The organism is Pandoraea pnomenusa (assembly GCF_000767615.3).
Taxonomy (GTDB): Bacteria; Pseudomonadota; Gammaproteobacteria; order Burkholderiales; family Burkholderiaceae; genus Pandoraea; species Pandoraea pnomenusa.
This window is the reverse complement of record NZ_CP009553.3, coordinates 1,691,569-1,710,055: the sequence shown is the minus strand read 5'-3', so window position 1 is coordinate 1,710,055 and position 18,487 is coordinate 1,691,569. Positions and strand designations below refer to the sequence as shown.

Here is an 18,487-nt window from a genome sequence, read left to right as displayed (position 1 = left end):
AGCATCCGAAGCCGCTTGGTGCCGCTTGGTGCCGCTTGGTGCCGCTCAGTGCGACGCCCCGCCGCCGCCCTGCTCGCCGCTGTCCGGTTGATGCTCGAGCGTCTCCTTGAGCGCGATCTGGAGCTTTGCGTGCATGCGCACGAACCAGCTGCGCATGGCGACGGCCAGCACCACGGTGCCCGCCACGATCAGGACGATCATCTCCGTCGACGGCAGAATGCTCGCCGAGAGCGCCGCCACGAGCAGGATCACGCCGACCATCGCCGCGATCGGCAGGATCTCCGCCACCACACGTCGCACCTGGAATGTGTAGCGCCCCGTCAGACTCGGCGGCACGGAAAGCTCCACGAGCAGCAAGGAGAGCGACTTGAGCTTGCGGTACACCGCAATCAGGAACGGCAGCGACAACACCAGCGCCGCGCCCCAAACCACCGCACTTTGCAGACTCGGATCGCTCACCCACGGCGACATCAGTTCGGCAAGGCGCCGGTAGAAGAATGCGCCACCGAGGAAGATCGTCACCACCAGCGCCAGATTGATCGCAACGCTCACCACGATGCGCCGCACGATGGTGACGATCGCCGCGCTGTCGCCCGTCAGATGAATGCTCTGCAACCACTGCGTGTATTGTCCGAGCACGTACGACAGACGGCCCGGCATCGCGCGTCCGAGCCACCCCGTTACCGGATCGGCGCTCTTGATGAGATAGGGGGTGAGCAGCGTCGTGATGACCGACACCGCCACGGCGATCGGATAGAGGAAGTCGCTGGTCACCTTGAGCGACAGGCCCAGCGACGCGATGATGAACGAGAACTCGCCGATCTGCGACAGCCCCATGCCCACGCGCATCGATGTGCGGCCGTCCTGCCCTGAGAGATAGGCCCCCAGCCCGCAGGACACGATCTTGCCGAGCACCACCGCCACCGTGATCACCAGGATCGGCCAGATGTACGTGGCGAGCACGTGCGGATCGAGCAGCAAGCCGATGGTGACGAAGAACACCGCGCTGAACATGTCGCGCAGCGGCGCGACGAGTCGCTCGATCGTATGCAGCTCGCGGGCCTCGGCCATGATGGCACCGATCAGGAACGCACCGAGCGCCACGCTGTAACCCATCTGGATGACGAGCAGGCAGAAGCCGAAGCACAGGCCGAGCACCACGACCAGCAGCATCTCGTCGCTCTTGAACTTGGCCACGTACGCGAGAATGCGCGGCACCAGCAGGATACCCACGACCAGCGACACCACCATGAACAACAGCAGCTTGCCGAGGGTGAAGGTAGCCTCCCCGGCGTCGACCGAGCCGCTGATGGCAATGCCCGAGAGCAGCGCGATCATGCCGATGGCCAACACGTCCTCGACGATCAGCACACCGAAGATCAGTTGCGCGAAACGTTCGCGTTTCATGCCCAGCTCGTCGAGCGCCTTCACGATGATGGTCGTCGACGACACCGCGAGCATGGCGCCGAGGAAGATCGAATCCATGGTGCCCCAGCCGAAGAAGCGGCCGATCTCGTAGCCGATCCACAGCATGAGCACGATCTCGGTGAGCGCCGCCACGAAGGCGGTCACCCCCACGCGTGCGAGTTTGCGCAGGCTGAACTCCAGCCCCAGCGAGAACATCAGGAACACCACGCCCAGCTCGGCCAGAATGCCGATGGTCTTCTCGTCGTGTATCAGGGCAAACGGCGGCGTGTACGGGCCGATGATCACCCCCGCCACGATGTAGCCGAGCACGACCGGCTGCCGGAACCGGTTGAAGATGACCGTCACGATGCCGGCCAGCAGCATGATGACGGCCAGGTCCTGAATGAAGTCGATGGCGTGATGCATCCGATACGTTCTCCCCGCGGCGCGTTGCGCCGATTTTGCTGTTCTTGACTCCACGCCGGCCACGCGTCGCGCCCCTCGCGGGCCGCAGCGGCAACACAAGACGTGATGCTTGATAAAGGTGGGAAGCCGGCCATGTGCCGCCGGCTTGATAGACGTTGCGCTCGCTTGCCCGGTCCCGCCGACCGGACGGCCACCGGGTCGCGGGTCCGCACCCCCTCCCCCCGGGGAGGGCTCCGACGCGCTCGCCGGAATGCCGAAACCCGACAAACCACAGGCCGAAAACGGGTGCGGAATCAATATACGCGACGGGCGAACCGGCGCGCAACCCAAGATTGACGGGGCTTTTCATAAAAGATTCCCGTTTTCCGCAAGATGCGACGAAATTTTTTCGCTTGCTTTTTGTCGCCTCCGCCAGTGAAATATCACAACAATATCAAATCAATTTCACTAGTCGCACTTTCAGGAGTTTGCAACGTATGGGTTCCCGTCTGTCCTTTTCGGTGTCCGCTGTCGGCGGCAGCGGCGTCGCCACGCGCGTCGACGTGCCGATCGACACCCTGATCATTGCGGGCTGGGCCGGCCGCGATCGCGACGCCGTCGAGCATCACATTGCAGAGCTGGCCGCGCTCGGCGTGCGCCGTCCGTCGAGCACGCCCTGCTTCTATCGACTGGCGCCGGCGTTGCTGTCGCAGGATGAAACCATCGACGTCGTCGGCCAGACGAGCAGCGGAGAGGCCGAATGCGTGCTCGTGCGCCACGGCGACGCCATGCTCGTGAGCGTCGGTTCGGACCACACCGACCGGGAAGTCGAGGCATATGGGGTGACGGTCTCGAAGCAGATCTGCGCCAAGCCGGTAGCGCGCGGCGCGTGGCACCTTGCCGATGTGGCGGCGCACTGGGATCGGCTGGAACTGCGCTCGTGGGTCACGTGCGACGGAGAGCGCCGCCTGTATCAGGAGGGCACGGTGGCGGGGCTGCTCGCGCCGCAGGAATTGATGGCGAGGCTCGAAGCGGGTGCCGGGGCCGATGGTATCGGTAGTGCCGGCGATACGGCGAGTGTCGGCGGACTGCGCTCGGGTGCCGCGATGTTCTGTGGCACACTCGCTGCCATTGGCGGCGTGGCCGGCGGCGAGCGGTTCGAGATCGAGCTGCACGACCCCGTGCTCGGCCGCACGATCCGGCACGGCTACGTCACGCAGGCGCTGGCCATCGCCGACTGACCTCCTCAGACCCGATGCCCAACGAGACGACCGCCCCTCCCCCCAACGCTCCCGTGCGCCGCATGCCCGACGCGACCGCCGCGACGAACCCGCCCGGTTCGAGCGCGAGCCCCGAGGGCCGCAGCCTTACCGAGCGCGCCTACGAAGCCATCAAGCACGACATCATCACGCTGCGTCTGCGTCCGGGTGAGCCCCTGAACGAAGCGCAACTGATGCAGTCGACGGGGCTTGGGCGCACGCCGGTGCATCAGGCCATGCATCGCCTCGCGCTCGAAGGGCTGGTGGTCATCCTGCCGCGCAAGGGCGCCATGGTCGCGCCCGTCTCGCTGAACGACGCGCTCGAGATCATCGACGTGCGCATGATCAACGAGACCTATTGCGTCGAGCTGGCCGCGCGCGCGGCCACGCCCGACGACCTCGCGGCCATCGAGGCGGTGCTGCTGCGCTCTCGCGACGCCATCGCCGCGCGCGACGTGGCCGCCATGATGCGCATCGACCGTGACTTCCATCTCGCGATCTCGCGCGCCTCGCGCAACCAGACACTCGCCGATCTGCTGCGCGGCCTGCACGAGCGCTCGCTGCGCTTCTGGTTCCTTGCGCTGTCGACGCCGAGCCATCTCGAGGGCGTCTACGAGGAGCATCTCGAACTGTATGACGCGCTCGCCGCGCATGACGCCGAGCGCGCCCGCCGGGCCATCGCCCGTCACATTGACGAATTCCGCACCCATATCCTGAAAGCGATCTGAACATGAGCACCGACGCCATCGATCTGCAACGCCCCCTGTCCGACCTCGCCGCCGCGCTCGACGCGGGCCGCACCACCAGCCGCGCCCTCACCGAACAGGCGCTCGCCCGCATTGCCGACCCCGCGGGCCAGGGCCACGTCGTCTTCACGCACGTCGACGCGCAAGCCGCCCGCGACGCCGCCGACGGGCTCGACGCATTGCGCCGTGCCGGGGTGCGGCTGTCGCCGCTCATGGGCATCCCCGTGTCGGTGAAGGACCTGTTCGACGTCGCCGGACAAGTCACGCGCGCCGGCTCCAGGGTGCTCGACAACGCGCCCCCGGCCAAGCACGACGCGCTCGCCGTGGCCAGGCTGCGGCAGGCGGGCGCCGTGATCGTCGGTCGCACCAACATGACGGAATTCGCCTTTTCCGGCCTCGGACTGAATCCGCACTACGGCACGCCGCGCTCGCCGTGGCAGCGCGACGCGGGCCACATCGCCGGCGGCTCGTCGTCCGGCGCCGCCGCCTCGGTCGCGGATGGCATGGCGGCCATCGGCCTCGGCACCGACACCGGGGGGTCCATTCGCATTCCGTCGGCCTTCTGCGGCCTCACGGGCTTCAAGCCGACCGCCGCGCGCACACCGCGCGAGGGCGCCCTGCCGCTGTCGACGTCGCTAGACTCCGTCGGCCCCATCGGCCGCTCGGTCGACTGCTGTGCCCGGGTCGACGCCATCCTCGCGGGACAGGCCGTGGACGAAGCCCCGGCCGCACCGCGCGAGATGCGCGGCATGCGCTTCGGTGTCTTGACGAACTTCGTGCTCGACGGCGCCGAACCGGAGGCCATCGCCATCTACGAACGCGCCCTGGCCGCGCTCGCCGGGGCAGGCGCCACGCTGGTGGAATTCAAGTTCACGCCGTTCGACGACCTGCCTGCCATCAACCGTTTCGGGTTCTCGCCGATCGAAGCCTACGCATGGCATCGCAAGTGGCTCGCCGAGCGTGCGCAGGACTATGATCCGCGCGTGCTCGTACGCATTCGCAAGGGCGAACCCGCGGGCGCCGCCGACTACATCGACCTGCTGAACGCACGCGCGGCACTCATTGCCGCGGCGAACCCCGTCTGGCAAAGCTTCGACGCGGTGCTTTGCCCGACCGTGCCGCTCACCCCGCCGGCCATCGCACCGCTCGAAGCGAGCGACGAGACCTTCACGGCCACCAACGCGCTGGTGCTGCGCAACCCGACCGCCATCAACATGATCGACGGTTGCGCCTTCTCCCTGCCTTGCCACGGCAAGGGAGAAGCCCCAATCGGCCTCATGGCCAGCAGCGCGGCGGGCGACGATGCCCGCCTGTTCCCGGTGGCGCGCGCCATCGAGCACGCGCTGCGCTCGGCGGGCCTCGGCGCCTGATCGCGCTCGCGCCGCGGCACGCCAGGCGCCGCGTGGACGGCAGCCTCGCTCACGTGTCGGCGCGCCGATGTGCCGCCGGCGGGATGCCTTGCGGCGGGAAGGGGTCGGGCGTGTCAAATCAGGGCGAAAAGTTCCCGGCTTTTCGCTTCATTTTCGCGCCATGCGAGACGCACATTGACCTCGGGGTGGGGTTACAATCCCTGCCCAAGTGCCCGTCGCCCGGCGTCATTCGGGGTGTTGCGGGAATTGTGATGGCCCACCGCCCGAAGTGACATGAACGCCCAACTCGACCCGGCCCTGCGCCGCGAACGTCTGCTGTATCTCCTGCTTACCGTGGTCTGCCTCGCCCTGCTGGGCGGCGCGCTGTACTTCCAGTACGTGCGTCACGAAGATCCGTGTCCGCTGTGCATCCTGACACGCTATGCCCTCGTGCTGATCGCAATCTTCGGTCTGGTCGGTGCGATCTCGCGCCATCGGACAGGCATTCAGGTTGCCCGCGTGCTGGCAGCGCTGTCGGCCATCGGCGGCATGGCGGCGTCGGGCTATCTGATCTACGTGCAGGCCAATCCGCTCGTGAGCTGCGGGTACGACGTGGTCGAGGCGTTCGTCGACGCCCTGCCGACCTCGCGCCTGCTGCCGCAGGTCTTCCAGGTACAAGGCATGTGCCAGACGATGTACCCGCCGATTCTGGGTCTGACGCTGCCGATGTGGTCGCTCGCCGCGTTCGTCGTGATTTTCCTGTCGCTGGCGCTGCACCGCCCGCCTCGCGCCGTCTCGCTGCGCTGAGCGTTGTTCGTTTTGCCGGCCGTTCGCCTTCAGGCAACGGCCGGGGCTTCCCTCGGGTCGCCACCTCCCGCCTCGCGCGCGTCTCCAGCCCCTTCCTCCTCAACCGCCCAGACCGCTCGCGCCTCGCGCTGATACCGGGCAGCCCTCGTGCCTCCTGCCTCTGGACAGCGGCCCTCACGCGCCCCCTGGCCCGCCCCGAATCTTGGCACACGCGCCCCAAATCTCAGGGCCGCGACGCCACCGGCACTTGCGCCCCGCTCCCGTTCGCGACGTCGAGCTCCGTCGCCACTTCCGCAATGCGTCGTCGCAGCCAGGTCACCTCGGGCGCCGCGTGTGTGCGTTCGTGCCACAACTGATAAAAGCGCATCGGCGGGAAGGCAAAGGGCGATGGCAGCACCCGGATCGGCAGATACCGCGCGTAGTGCTGCGCGAACTGGCGGCCGGTCGTGAATACCAGGTCGGTGCGCATCAGCACGTACGGCACGAGGCCGAAGTACGGCATCGTCATCTGGATGTTGCGGCGCAGGCCCTGGTCGGCCAGCCATCCGTCGATGAAGCTCTGTCGCTCGGCCACGTAAGGCGTGGGCGCCAGATGCGGTAATTCCAGATAATGCTTAAGCGAAATGCCCTTGCTTGCAAGCGGATGCTGCGCACCGAGCATGCACACCACCTCGTCGTCGAACAGGCGCGACATGTGCAATTGGGGCGGCGGCTCGAGCCAGTTGCCGATCACCACGTCGAGCGAGCCGTTCTCCAGGGCGCCCGCGTAATCGAAGCCCGCGTTGATCGGCTGGACGTGCAGGCGCGCCGATGGCGCGTCGCGACGCAACACCTCGGCGATATTGGGGAGGAAGACAGCGTCGAGATAATCGGGCGCGCCCAGTCGGAAGGCCCGGGTCGTGGTCTGCGGCGCGAACTCCGTGCTCGGATGCGTGATCCGGTCGATGGCCGCGAGCGCGTCGGTCGCGTAGCCCAGCAGCTCCTGTCCGCGTTCGGTGGCGACCATCCCGCTCTTGCCGCGCACCAGAATGGCGTCGCCGGTGATCTCTCGCAGACGGCGCAGCGAATTGCTGACGGCCGGCTGCGACTGTCCGAGCTTGAGAGCGGCGCGCGACACGCTCTGTTCGGTCAGCAACGTATGGAGTACCCGCAGCAGGTAGGCGTCGATCTGTTCGCGGGGTCTTTGCATGAGCTGGGGCGCACTGATGGCGTGTTGAACGCCGGATGACGGCGGGTTGAGCCATAGTTTATGACAATGCCACCTCATCGGGGCGCCCGAATAGGCATCATCATGCCGACGAAATATTTCCCCCGGCCCGCGGTGCTATCTTCGGCCCATCCCCCACGCCGGCGGAGACAACGATATCCGGCGCGTCCACAATGCACTGCACTACACTGAGAACCATGGAGACACAAGCCATCCGCTTTTTTTACCGCGGCAAGGTGCACGAGGTCACTGGCGAGGCCACGACCCGCACCGTGCTTCAGTACACGCGCGAAGACCTGCATTGCACCGGCACCAAGGAAGGGTGTGCCGAAGGCGACTGCGGGGCCTGCACGGTCGTGATCGGCGAGTTGGCCGACGACGGCAACGTGGCGCTGCGTGCGGTCAACGCTTGCATCCAGTTCCTGCCGACGCTCGACGGCCGCGCCCTCTTCACGGTGGAAGACCTGCGCGGCGCCGATGGCACGCTGCACCCGGTGCAGCAGGCACTGGTGGATTGCCATGCGTCGCAGTGCGGCTTCTGCACGCCGGGCTTCGTGATGTCGCTGTGGGCCATGTACCAGAACCGTCCGGCCGACGCCGGCTGCCCGAGCCGGCGCGAAATCGACGACGTGCTCTCCGGCAACCTGTGCCGCTGCACGGGCTATCGCCCCATCGTCGACGCCGCCCAGAAAATGTTCGATCTGCCGCGTCAGGCGTTCGACCGCGGCGCACTGGCCCAACAGCTCCGGGCCCTGCAGCGCGGCGAAACGCTCTCGTACGAACACGACGGCCAGGTCTTCCACGCACCCCGCACGCTGGCCGAGCTGGCGCGCCTGCGCGCGGCGCACCCGCAGGCCCGCCTGCTCGCCGGCAGCACCGACGTCGGCCTGTGGGTGACCAAACAGTTTCGCGAGCTCCCTCACCTGATCTACCTCGGTCAGGTCGCCGAACTCCGCGAGATTTCCGAGGGCCCCGACGGCCTTTACATCGGCGCCGGTGCACTGCTCAACGACGCGTTCGACGCACTCGTGGCTCACTATCCGGAGCTGGCCGAATTGCGCCAGCGCTTCGCCTCGTTCCCGATTCGCAACGCCGGCACCCTCGGCGGCAACGTGGCCAACGGCTCGCCCATTGGCGACTCGATGCCCGCGCTGATCGCGCTGGGTACGCGCATCGTGCTGCATCGCGAAGGCGTCGTGCGCGAAATGCCACTCGAGGATTTCTATCTCGCTTATCAAAAGAACGCGCTGGAAGCAGGCGAATTCGTGCAAGGCATTCGCGTGCCGCTGCCGGTGGCCGTACAGCGCTTTCGCACGTACAAGCTGGCCAAGCGCTTCGACCAGGACATCTCGGCCGTGTGCGCCGCGTTCGCCATCGAACTCGACGGCGAGACCGTGCGCTCGGCCCGTGTCGCGTTCGGCGGTATGGCCGCCACGCCCAGGCGAGGTAGCGCCATCGAGGCCGCACTGACGGGTCGGCCGTGGACGGAGGCCACCGTGCGCGCCGCCATGGCCGCGCTGCCCACCGACTACCAGCCGCTGTCGGACATGCGCGCCACGAGCGCCTACCGCCTCGCCGGCGCGCAGAATCTGTTGTATCGTTTTTTCCTGGAAACGCGCACCGATGCGCCGCTTGCGGCCCATGAAGTCAACGCGTTCGCGAACGTCTAATCGGAGTTGCCCATGAACACGCAAGTCGAAGGCTTCATGACGCAGACCCCGCAGACTGCACAGGCCGCCCCGGCCGCGGCCACCGCGCAGGTGGGCCGCTCGCGTCCGCACGAATCGGCCGTCCTCCATGTGGCCGGCGAAGCCACCTACACGGACGACATTCCCGAAGTGCAAGGCACGCTGCACTGCGCGCTGGGCGCGTCGCCCAGGGCGCACGCCCGCATTCTCTCGCTCGATCTCGACGCCGTGCGACGCGCACCGGGCGTGGTCGCGGTTTTCACCGCCGCCGACATCCCGGGCGTGAACGATTGCGGTCCGGTCGTTCACGACGATCCGATCCTCGCCGACGGCGTGGTCCAGTACATCGGCCAGCCGATGTTCGCCGTGGTGGCCGAATCGCACGACGCGGCGCGTCGCGCGGCGCGCCTGGCCAGGGGCGAGTACGAAGACCTGCCCGCCATTCTCACGCCGCAGGCCGCCAAGGCCGCCGGTGCGGGCGTGCTGCCGCCGATGCAGTTGCGCCGCGGCGATGCCGATGCCGCACTGCAAACCGCGCCGCATCGACTGAGCGGCACGTTCGAGTGCAACGGTCAGGAGCAGTTCTACCTCGAAGGACAGATCTCGTACGCGATTCCGAAGGAAAACGACGGTATCCACCTGTATTGCTCGACGCAGCACCCCACCGAAATGCAGGCGCTCGTGTCGCACGCACTCGGCTGGCATAGCCATCAGGTGCAGGTGGAGTGCCGCCGCATGGGCGGCGGCTTCGGCGGCAAGGAATCGCAATCGGGCCTGTTCGCGTGTGTGGCGTCGCTGTGCGCCTCGCGACTGAAACGTCCGGTGAAGCTGCGTCTGGATCGCGACGACGACTTCATGATGACCGGCAAGCGTCATGGCTTCTACTTCGAATACGACGTCGGGTATGACGACGACGGCCGCATCGTCGGCGCGAAGGTCGACATGACGCTGCGCGCGGGCTTCTCGGCGGACCTGTCTGGCCCTGTCGCCACGCGCGCCATCTGCCATTTCGACAACGCCTACTTCGTGCCGGCCGCCGATCTGCGCGCCCTGTGCGGCAAGACCAATACGCAATCGAACACGGCGTTTCGCGGCTTCGGTGGCCCGCAGGGCGCACTTATCATGGAAGTCCTGCAGGACGCGATCGCGCGCCGCCTGGGCAAGGATGCGCTCGATGTGCGCCGCGCGAACTTCTATGGCAAGACCGAGCGCAACACCACGCCCTACGGCCAGCTCGTGAAGGACAACGTCATTCACGAGCTGGTGGCGCAACTGGAACAGACCAGCGATTACCGGGCCCGACGCGAAGCCGTGCGCGCGTTCAACCGCACGAGTCCGGTGCTGCGCAAGGGGCTCGCACTCACGCCGCTGAAGTTCGGCATTTCGTTCAACGTGCAGGCCTTCAACCAGGCGGGCGCCCTCGTGCACGTCTATCGCGACGGCTCGATGCTCGTCAATCACGGCGGCACCGAGATGGGCCAGGGCCTGAACACGAAGGTCGCACAGGTGGTCGCTCACGAGCTTGGCGTCGATCTCTCGCACGTGCGCGTGACGGCGACCGACACCAGCAAGGTGGCCAACACCTCCGCCACGGCCGCCTCGACGGGAGCCGACCTGAACGGCAAGGCGGCACAGAACGCCGCCTGGCAGATTCGCCGGCGTCTGGCCGACTTCGCCGCGCAGAAGTACGGCGGCTCGGCCGACGACGTGCACTTCGCCAACGACGTGGTCAGCGTCAACGGCACCGACGTCCCCTTCCCCGATCTGGTCGAAGCGGCCTACTGGGCGCGCGTGCAGCTGTGGTCCGACGGCTTCTATGCCACACCGGGCCTGTCGTGGGACGCCAGGACCATGAACGGCAACCCGTTCTTCTACTTCGCCTACGGCGCGGCGGTCTCGGAAGTCATTCTCGACACACTGACCGGCGAATGGCGCCTGCTGCGCGCCGACGTGCTGCACGACGCCGGCAAGTCCATCAACCCGGCGCTCGACATCGGACAGGTCGAAGGCGCGTTCATCCAGGGCATGGGCTGGCTCACGACGGAAGAGCTCTGGTGGAACCAGGACGGCAAGCTGATGACGCACGCACCTTCCACGTACAAGATCCCCGGCATCAGCGATTGCCCGACGGACTTTCGCGTGGCGCTGTTCGAGAACACCAACGTCTCGGACTCGATCCATCGCTCCAAGGCTGTGGGCGAGCCGCCGCTGCTGCTGCCGTTCTCGGTCTTCAACGCCCTGCGCGACGCCGTGGCCAGCGTGAACGACTATCGCGACGAACCGTTGCTCAATGCGCCCGCCACTTCCGAAGCACTGCTCATGGCCATCACCGAGTTGCGCACCCGGAGCGCCGCCTGATGCATCGCTGGGTCGACGCCGCCCACAAGCTGCTGGCCCGCGGCGAAGCCGCGGTACTGGTGACGATCGCACGCGTGGAAGGCTCCGCGCCGCGCGAAGCGGGCACGCACCTGCTCGTCACGCGCGAGCACGTCTGGGAGACCATCGGCGGCGGTCATCTCGAATGGAAGGCGATGGAGGTGGCGCGCACGCTGTTGCGCCAATACGGGCAGCAAGGTGCACGTCACGTCGAGCGTTTCGCCCTCGGCCCCAGCCTCGGGCAATGCTGTGGCGGGGCCGTCACACTCGCGTTCGAGGTGCTCACGCTGACCGACCTGGCGTGGGTGAGCGCGTTGCACAAGCGCCTGGCGGCTGGCGAGGCGAGCCTGCGCAGCGTGGCGTTCGGCGCGCCCGGTGCCAATGCCGCTGCCAGTCAGCAGCAAGGCGGTCCGGTCATGTTGACCGGGCTCGACCCCGACGAACCGCTCGCCCATCCGCACACGCTCACTCGCGACGCCGACGACGCCGCCTGCTCCTTCTGGCAGGGCAGCGACGGCTGGCTGTGGCTGAGCGAGCGACTCGCGCCGAGCGACTTTCATATCGTGCTGTTCGGTGCGGGACACGTCGGACAGGCCATCGTCCAGGTGCTCGCCACGTTGCCGTGCCGCGTGACGTGGGCCGACGAGCGTACCGAAACGTTCCCCGAAACGGTGCCGGCCAACACCGTGGTCGAATCCACCGACACCCCCGAGGCCCTGGTGACCGAAGCACCGCCAGGCGCCTATTTCCTCGTGATGACGCACAACCATGCGCTCGATCAGCGCCTGTGCGAGGCGATCTTCAGGCGTGACGACTTTGCCTACTTCGGCCTGATCGGCTCGATGACCAAGCGTCGTCAGTTCGAGCATCGTCTGCGAGAGCGCGGCGTGTCGGCCGAGCGACTCGAACAGATGATCTGCCCCGTCGGCGTGGCCGGCATCAGCGGCAAGGCGCCCGCCACGATCGCGATCGCCGTCGCGGCACAGCTGTTGCGTGTTCGCGAGCAGCAGATGCGGCTGGGGGCAGGCGCGCCCTCCCCCGCCGCCGGTGCGCCCACTTGACGTGCCGCGCCCAGGCAAGGCGACGTCAACGGTAAAATCCCCGCCATCCCCCACTACACGATCGATCCATGCCGCTCACGCCAGAACTCGCCAAAACCCTTTGCGCCATGCCCAAAGCGGAGTTGCATCTGCATATCGAGGGCACGCTGGAGCCCGAGCTGATCTTCCGGCTCGCCGAACGCAATCGGGTGAAACTCCCTTATCCGAGCGTGCAGGCGCTGCGCGACGCCTATGCGTTCACGGATCTGCAATCGTTTCTCGACATTTACTACGCGGGCGCGAGCGTGCTGCTCACGGAAGATGATTTCCACGATATGACGCGCGCGTATCTCGAACGCGCCGTGGCCGACAACATCCGCCACACGGAAATCTTCTTCGATCCGCAAACGCATACGTCGCGCGGTGTTTCGATGGCCACCGTCATCAACGGCATCGAGCGAGCGCTGGCCGAGGCGCAGCGCTCGCACGGCATCACCAGCCGCATGATTCTCTGCTTCCTGCGCCACCTGTCCGAGGAAGATGCCCTGCAAACCCTCGAGACGGCACTGCCCTACTTCGACAGTCACGCACACCGGCTCGTCGGCGTGGGGCTCGATTCGTCGGAGCAGGGTCACCCGCCCAGCAAATTCACGCGCGTGTTCGAGCGTTGCCGCGCGCTGGGACTGCGCATCGTGGCGCACGCGGGCGAGGAAGGTCCGCCCGCCTACATTCACGAGGCGCTCGACACATTGCACGTGGAGCGGGTCGACCACGGGGTGCGCGCCATCGAAGACGACGCCCTGCTCGAGCGGCTCGCCCGGGAGAAGATCGCGCTCACGGTGTGCCCGCTGTCGAACGTCCGCCTCAAGGTGTTCGATCACATGGGCCAGCACACGCTGCATCAATTGCTCAAGCGTGGACTGGCCGTGACGATCAATTCCGACGATCCGGCCTACTTCGGCGGCTATCTGAATGAAAACTTTCTCGCCACGTTCGATGCGCTCGATATGACCCTCGACGACGCTTACACCATGGCAAGGAACAGCTTCGAGGCGTCGTTCATCGACGACGACGAGAAGCGCCGCCTCATCGCGGAGCTCGACCGGTTCCGCGCGGCGCATCCCGCCTGAGCACAGCGGCGCCCGCGCCGCCGCCGCCCCCTTCGACGCCCGACCCCGTTCGGGCGTTTTCCTTTTTGCCGCCTTGCGCGACGTCGAGGCGCCCCTTGTCGCGTGATCGCCGCCGCCTCGCAGGCGCCCCGGCCCACCTCGCGAGCAACGCGGCCCACATTACCCCCGGATGATGTCGAACATTCCCGATGGGGAATATTTTCCCCGGGACCCGATGCTATTTTTCGAGCGTGCCCATATAGGTTTCACGCGGTGCCCCCACACCGCGCAGGCCGACCGCACACGACACCCTAGAACATCGGAGACAACACCCCATGGACTCATCGCTCAGCCCCCCGGCGGGTAGCGCCACGCCTGACGTGGCCCACGACAGCACGCGCGTGGAGGGCGCGCACCCTGTCTCGTCGCTCGACCGCTACTTCGGCATCACCGCCCTCGGTTCCACGTTGCGCACCGAAGTGATTGCGGGCATCACAACATTTCTCGCGGCGATGTACATCATCGTCGTGAACCCCGCGATCCTCTCCAAGACCGGCATGGCCTTCCCTGCCGCGCTGACGGCCACGGTACTGATCAGTTTTTTCGGCAGCTGCGCAATGGGCCTGTACGCGCGCAACCCGGTGTTGGTCGCCCCCGGCATGGGCCTGAACGCCCTGTTCGCCTTCACGATGGTGCACGGTGTTGGCATGCCTTGGCAGACGGCACTCGGGTGCGTGTTCTGGTCGGGCATTCTGTTCGCGCTGCTCGCGGCGCTCAACGTGCGACGCTTCGTCGTCGAGGCAATCCCGGCGAACCTGCGTTACGCCATTTCGTGCGGCATCGGTCTGTTCATCACGGTGATCGGTCTGGTCAACGCCAAACTGGTGGTGAGCGATCCGGTCACGGTGGTGCGCCTGGCGCATCTGTCGCCGCCCACGGTCACCTTCCTCATTGGCCTGGCGCTCACGACCGTGCTCGTCGCGCGCCGCGTGAACGGCGCGCTGATGATCGGCATCGTCGTCACCACGCTCATGGCCATTCCGATCGGCCGTTACTGGGGCGACGGCAGCGCCTATTTTCCGAAGGAGATCGCCACGGCCACGCTGGTGAACTTCCAGGGCTTCTTCGCCGCGCCGGACTTCTCGGGCATTGGCCAGCTGGATCTGCTCGGCGCACTGAAGGTCGCGTACCTGCCGTTCATCTTCGTGATGCTCTTCACGGCGTTCTTTGATACCCTCTCGACCTTCATGAGCATTGCCGAAGCCGGCAACATGAAGGATCGCGACGGCAACCCGCGCAATATGCGGCAAGCCATGATCGTCGACTCGTTCTCGGTGCTCATCTCCGGACCGCTCGGCACAAGCCCGGCCAACGCGTACATCGAGTCGGCCGCCGGCATCGCCCAGGGCGGACGCACCGGCCTGACCGCGGTCGTATGCGCGCTGCTCTTCCTGCCGTTCCTGTTCCTGTCGCCGATGCTCTCGCTGGTGCCCGCCATCGCGACGGCGCCGGCGCTGATCCTGGTCGGCGTGTTTATGATGGAGTCTGTGGCGCGCATCGAATGGCACCGCATGGACGAAGCGATCCCGAGCTTCATTGCGCTGGTGATGATTCCGATTTCGTACTCGATCACCGACGGCATCGCCTACAGCTTCCTCGCGTTCGTCGTACTCAAGCTGTTCACGGGACGCGCGAAGGAGATCATGCCGGCCATGTGGATCGTCGCAGCCCTGGCAGTGCTGCTGCTCACACAAATGTAACGACTGAAGGACCCCGCACATGTCCACCACGAACCAAGGCCTGCGCGCCGTACGCGCGCAACTGGTCTACTTCACCCACGATCCGGCGCGCGCCTATCTCGACGGCACGCCCGGCACGGTGCACCACACCGACGGCATCGTCGCCTTCGAGAACGGACGCATCACGGCCGTGGGCGACTACGCCAGGGTGGCGCCCACGCTGCCGGCCGGCACGCCCGTCGAAGATCTGCGCGACAAGGTCATCACGCCCGGCTTCATCGACACGCATATCCACTATCCGCAAACGGACATGATTGCGTCGCCCGCGCCGGGACTGCTGCCGTGGCTGGAGAAGTACACGTTCCCGACCGAGCGGCGCTTCGAGAACCCGGACTACGCGGCCGACGTCGCCCAGTTCTTCCTCGACGAACTGCTGCGCGGGGGCACCACGAGTGCGCTCGTGTACTGCACGGTGCATCCCGGCTCCGCCGACGCCTTCTTCCGCGCCAGCGAGGCCCGCGACCTGCGCATGATCGCCGGGAAGGTGATGATGGATCGCAACTGCCCGGAGTTTCTGCGCGACACCGCCGAGAGCGGCGCGCGCGACAGCGAGGCGCTGATCCAGCGCTGGCACAACAAGGGCCGTCAGCTCTACGCGCTCACGCCGCGTTTCGCGCCGACGTCGACCGAGGCGCAGCTCGGCGTGTGCGGCGAACTCGCCCAGCGCTATGCGGACGTGTTCATCCAGAGCCACGTAGCGGAGAATACCGACGAAGTCGAGTGGGTGCGCTCGCTCTTTCCGGGGCATCGCAGCTACCTCGACGTGTACGACCATTACAAGCTGCTGCGCCGGCGCGCCGTGTACGGCCATTGCATCTGGCTCGACGAACATGATCGCCGTCGCATGTTCGAGACCGGCGCCGTCGCGGCGCATTGCCCGACGTCGAACCAGTTCCTCGGCAGCGGCCTGTTCGACTTTGCCGCCGCCGAGGCCTCGCGCATGCCGGTCACGCTCGCGACCGACGTGGGCGGCGGTTCGACCTTCTCGATGTTGCAAACGATGAACGAGGCGCACAAGGTCGCCCGACTCTCGGGCTACCACCTGTCGGCCGAACGCATGTTCTATCTGGCGACCGAAGGGGCCGCGCACGCGCTGGATCTGCACGGCACGATCGGTACGCTCGCGACCGGGGCGGAGGCCGATTTCGTGGTGCTCGATCCCAAGGCGACGCCGTTGCTCGCGCGCCGGACCGCACTGGCCGAATCGCTGGAAGAGCTGCTGTTTGCCTTCGCCATGCTCGGCGACGACCGGGCGGTCGCCGCGACCTATGCGGCCGGCAAACCGGTGCATCGCCGCGCGGCGCACTGAGTCGCGGCCTCCCGCGCGCCGCGTCCCTTCCGGGCGCAGCCGTGCGGGCGCCGCTCACGTCGTGCCGGTTCGTGTCGTTCACGTAACGCTTACGCGAGGCAGCGTGCGTCGTCGCCTTGGTGCGATGCACGCTGCCTCGCGGTCACCGACCGCGCGCAAGGGGCATGCGGTCGGGGATCTCCTTGGGCAGCCGATGGCTGCCCTTTTTTACGGCAGTGCGTCGAAACTCACCGGCAGCGTCGTACACACCACCCGCGCCATTTCGCTTGCCCCGCCGCCGAGGCGCGATGCTATAATCCGCTTCGATTCATTGGGGAGTAGCCGCCCTGTCGTGGACACTCGTGTTCGACAGGGGCGTACGTCAACAGACTTGGCCGGTTCCGGCTATGGCGTGCGCAGCCCTCGGGCCTGGCGAGACCGATGACGATGCTTCCGCCAACCGGGCCGGGATGCATTGTCATTGGCTCGCGTATACACGGCCCGGCGGAGAAAATACAAGGTGTCCCCATTCCTCGTCTCGACCGGTGTGGTCGCGCTCGCCGAAATCGGCGATAAAACCCAACTGTTGTCCCTCGTGCTCGCCGCGCGCTTCAAGAAGCCCGTGCCGATCATTCTCGGCATTCTCGTCGCCACCCTCGTCAATCACGGTTTTGCCGGCGCCATCGGCGAATGGCTCTCGAGCGCGGTCAGCCCTGCCGTCATGAAGTGGGCGATCGTCGCGTCGTTCATCGGCATGGCAATCTGGATCCTCGTGCCCGACAAACTCGACGACGAAGAGGCGGACACGCGCCGCAGGTTCGGCGTCTTCGTTACCACCGTCATCACCTTCTTCATTGCCGAGATGGGCGACAAGACGCAGATCGCGACGGTCATGCTCGCGGCGCGCTATCAGGACTTCGTCGGCGTGGTCGCAGGCACCACGCTCGGGATGATGCTCGCCAACGTACCGGCCGTGCTCGTGGGTCACAAGTTCGCCGGCCGCCTGCCCACGCGGGCCGTCCATGTCGTGGCCGCCGTGATTTTCGCGGTGCTCGGCATCGTCACGCTGCTGCAGTAAACGCAAAAACGCCGACGATGTCACGCGTTGCCATCACGCGTCGCATCGTCGGCGTCGGCGTCGGCGTCGGCGTCGGCGTCGGCGGCATGATCCGTCACCGTGGTCCAGGTCCGTGTCGCCCCGGCGCGTCAGCCGCCATGCGGCTTCGGTGTTCGCCCTCGGCCCTGCACGCGACTACTGCCCGACCTTCTGCTGCACGTTGACCGTACGTCCGCTCGGGAACGGCAGTTGCTTGAGCGCCGCATCGATCAGGAACGGCATGGCCGCGGCGAGCGACGTCCCGGCATCGCTGGTACTGGCCTGCACGCGATACACCTCCTTGCCGCTCGCGCGGTCCGTGAAGCGCAGTTGCAGGCCGGCCAGCCCGTAGGCATAGTCGCGCTGGACGTAGGTCGGAGGCGGGCCGAACGGCGCGCCGTACCAGCCCCACGGGCGTCCCCACGGCCCCCACGGGCCGGGCGAGAACATTGGATCGTAGGCGGGCTCCGTCACGCGCATCACCTGTTGGGTGATGCCATAGCTCATGCCGATCAGGTAATGCGCGCTCGTCGGGCTCTGCTCGCTGAAGCCGTCGCCCGCGAGACGGTTGCGCAGCCATTGCTCATAGGTGGCGTGCTCCTGGTTGTTCTGCTGCTCGGCGGTGCGCGTGAGCGCATAGGTGCGAGGCCCGTCAAAGCCCGGCGCGCTGCCGAACGCGGTCACCTGGCTCGTGACCGTGCTGGCGCAACCCGCCAGCAATACGCTGGCGACGGCAAACGTCGCCATTGCCCATCGTTTCCACATGATTCGCTGCTCCACAGAAAGGCCGGGCACACCCATGCGCGCCGCTCGCGCCGATTTAAGCATAGGACGGCGCCCTGCGCACGTCCTGAGCTTTCGATACCCGGGACGCACCAAAATTCAGCAAATTTCGACGCCGGACGCGAATG

14 protein-coding genes and 1 riboswitch are annotated in these 18,487 nt (G+C 66.7%); of the genes, 11 read left to right on the top strand and 3 right to left on the bottom strand.

The window, feature by feature from the left end; genetic code table 11:
- Positions 1-45 precede the first annotated feature (45 nt).
- Positions 46-1,833 carry a cation:proton antiporter gene (locus tag LV28_RS31820; RefSeq protein ID WP_023595114.1) on the bottom strand — a complete coding sequence of 596 codons (1,788 nt, stop codon included), beginning with the start codon at positions 1,831-1,833 and terminating at the stop codon, positions 46-48.
- A gap of 476 nt (positions 1,834-2,309) precedes the next feature.
- Here LV28_RS31820 and LV28_RS31815 point away from each other — a divergent pair, with 476 nt between their 5' ends.
- From LV28_RS31815 to LV28_RS31800, 4 genes are all read left to right on the top strand, one after another.
- On the top strand, positions 2,310-3,053 hold the full coding sequence (locus LV28_RS31815; RefSeq protein WP_024788851.1) for a DUF2848 domain-containing protein: 744 nt from the start codon (positions 2,310-2,312) through the stop codon (positions 3,051-3,053).
- A 62-nt stretch (positions 3,054-3,115) separates the two neighbouring features.
- Positions 3,116-3,799, top strand: coding sequence for a GntR family transcriptional regulator (locus LV28_RS31810; RefSeq protein WP_023871834.1), 684 nt, complete (start codon positions 3,116-3,118; stop codon positions 3,797-3,799).
- A 2-nt stretch (positions 3,800-3,801) separates the two neighbouring features.
- Complete coding sequence (locus LV28_RS31805; protein WP_023871835.1) at positions 3,802-5,187, top strand: amidase; 1,386 nt, start codon at positions 3,802-3,804, stop codon at positions 5,185-5,187.
- 273 nt (positions 5,188-5,460) lie between these two features.
- Positions 5,461-5,973, top strand: a complete 513-nt coding sequence (locus LV28_RS31800) for a disulfide bond formation protein B (RefSeq protein ID WP_023871836.1) — start codon at positions 5,461-5,463, stop codon at positions 5,971-5,973.
- Between the two features lie 223 nt (positions 5,974-6,196).
- On the opposite strand, the gene LV28_RS31795 is transcribed toward LV28_RS31800, so the two are convergent.
- Positions 6,197-7,162, bottom strand: coding sequence for a LysR substrate-binding domain-containing protein (locus tag LV28_RS31795; RefSeq protein WP_038618197.1), 966 nt, complete (start codon positions 7,160-7,162; stop codon positions 6,197-6,199).
- A 215-nt stretch (positions 7,163-7,377) separates the two neighbouring features.
- Between LV28_RS31795 and xdhA the strand changes: the two genes are divergently transcribed.
- The 7 genes from xdhA (at position 7,378) to LV28_RS31760 (ending at position 17,558) form a co-directional block, all read left to right on the top strand.
- Entirely contained in the window at positions 7,378-8,850 is a 1,473-nt protein-coding gene (gene xdhA / locus LV28_RS31790; protein ID WP_023871838.1) for a xanthine dehydrogenase small subunit, read from the top strand.
- A gap of 12 nt (positions 8,851-8,862) precedes the next feature.
- A complete protein-coding gene (gene xdhB, locus LV28_RS31785) occupies positions 8,863-11,226 on the top strand; it encodes a xanthine dehydrogenase molybdopterin binding subunit (RefSeq protein WP_038618200.1) in 2,364 nt (787 codons plus the stop codon).
- Positions 11,226-12,305, top strand: a complete 1,080-nt coding sequence (gene xdhC, locus LV28_RS31780) for a xanthine dehydrogenase accessory protein XdhC (RefSeq protein WP_038618203.1) — start codon at positions 11,226-11,228, stop codon at positions 12,303-12,305. Before xdhB ends, xdhC begins: the two co-directional genes overlap by 1 nt.
- A gap of 68 nt (positions 12,306-12,373) precedes the next feature.
- Positions 12,374-13,414 (top strand): adenosine deaminase, encoded by a 1,041-nt coding sequence (locus LV28_RS31775; RefSeq protein ID WP_023595103.1) that lies wholly within the window; start codon positions 12,374-12,376, stop codon positions 13,412-13,414.
- Between the two features lie 314 nt (positions 13,415-13,728).
- Entirely contained in the window at positions 13,729-15,153 is a 1,425-nt protein-coding gene (locus tag LV28_RS31770) for an NCS2 family permease (protein ID WP_255315172.1), read from the top strand.
- A 19-nt stretch (positions 15,154-15,172) separates the two neighbouring features.
- Positions 15,173-16,501, top strand: a complete 1,329-nt coding sequence (gene guaD / locus LV28_RS31765) for a guanine deaminase (RefSeq protein WP_023595101.1) — start codon at positions 15,173-15,175, stop codon at positions 16,499-16,501.
- A gap of 300 nt (positions 16,502-16,801) precedes the next feature.
- A riboswitch (yybP-ykoY riboswitch) is annotated at positions 16,802-16,986 on the top strand.
- A gap of 14 nt (positions 16,987-17,000) precedes the next feature.
- On the top strand, positions 17,001-17,558 hold the full coding sequence (locus tag LV28_RS31760) for a TMEM165/GDT1 family protein (protein ID WP_038618208.1): 558 nt from the start codon (positions 17,001-17,003) through the stop codon (positions 17,556-17,558).
- Between the two features lie 174 nt (positions 17,559-17,732).
- Here the strand turns inward: LV28_RS31760 and LV28_RS31755 are convergent, their stop codons facing one another.
- Positions 17,733-18,341 carry a DUF4136 domain-containing protein gene (locus tag LV28_RS31755; protein ID WP_023871843.1) on the bottom strand — a complete coding sequence of 203 codons (609 nt, stop codon included), beginning with the start codon at positions 18,339-18,341 and terminating at the stop codon, positions 17,733-17,735.
- Positions 18,342-18,487: the final 146 nt, after the last annotated feature.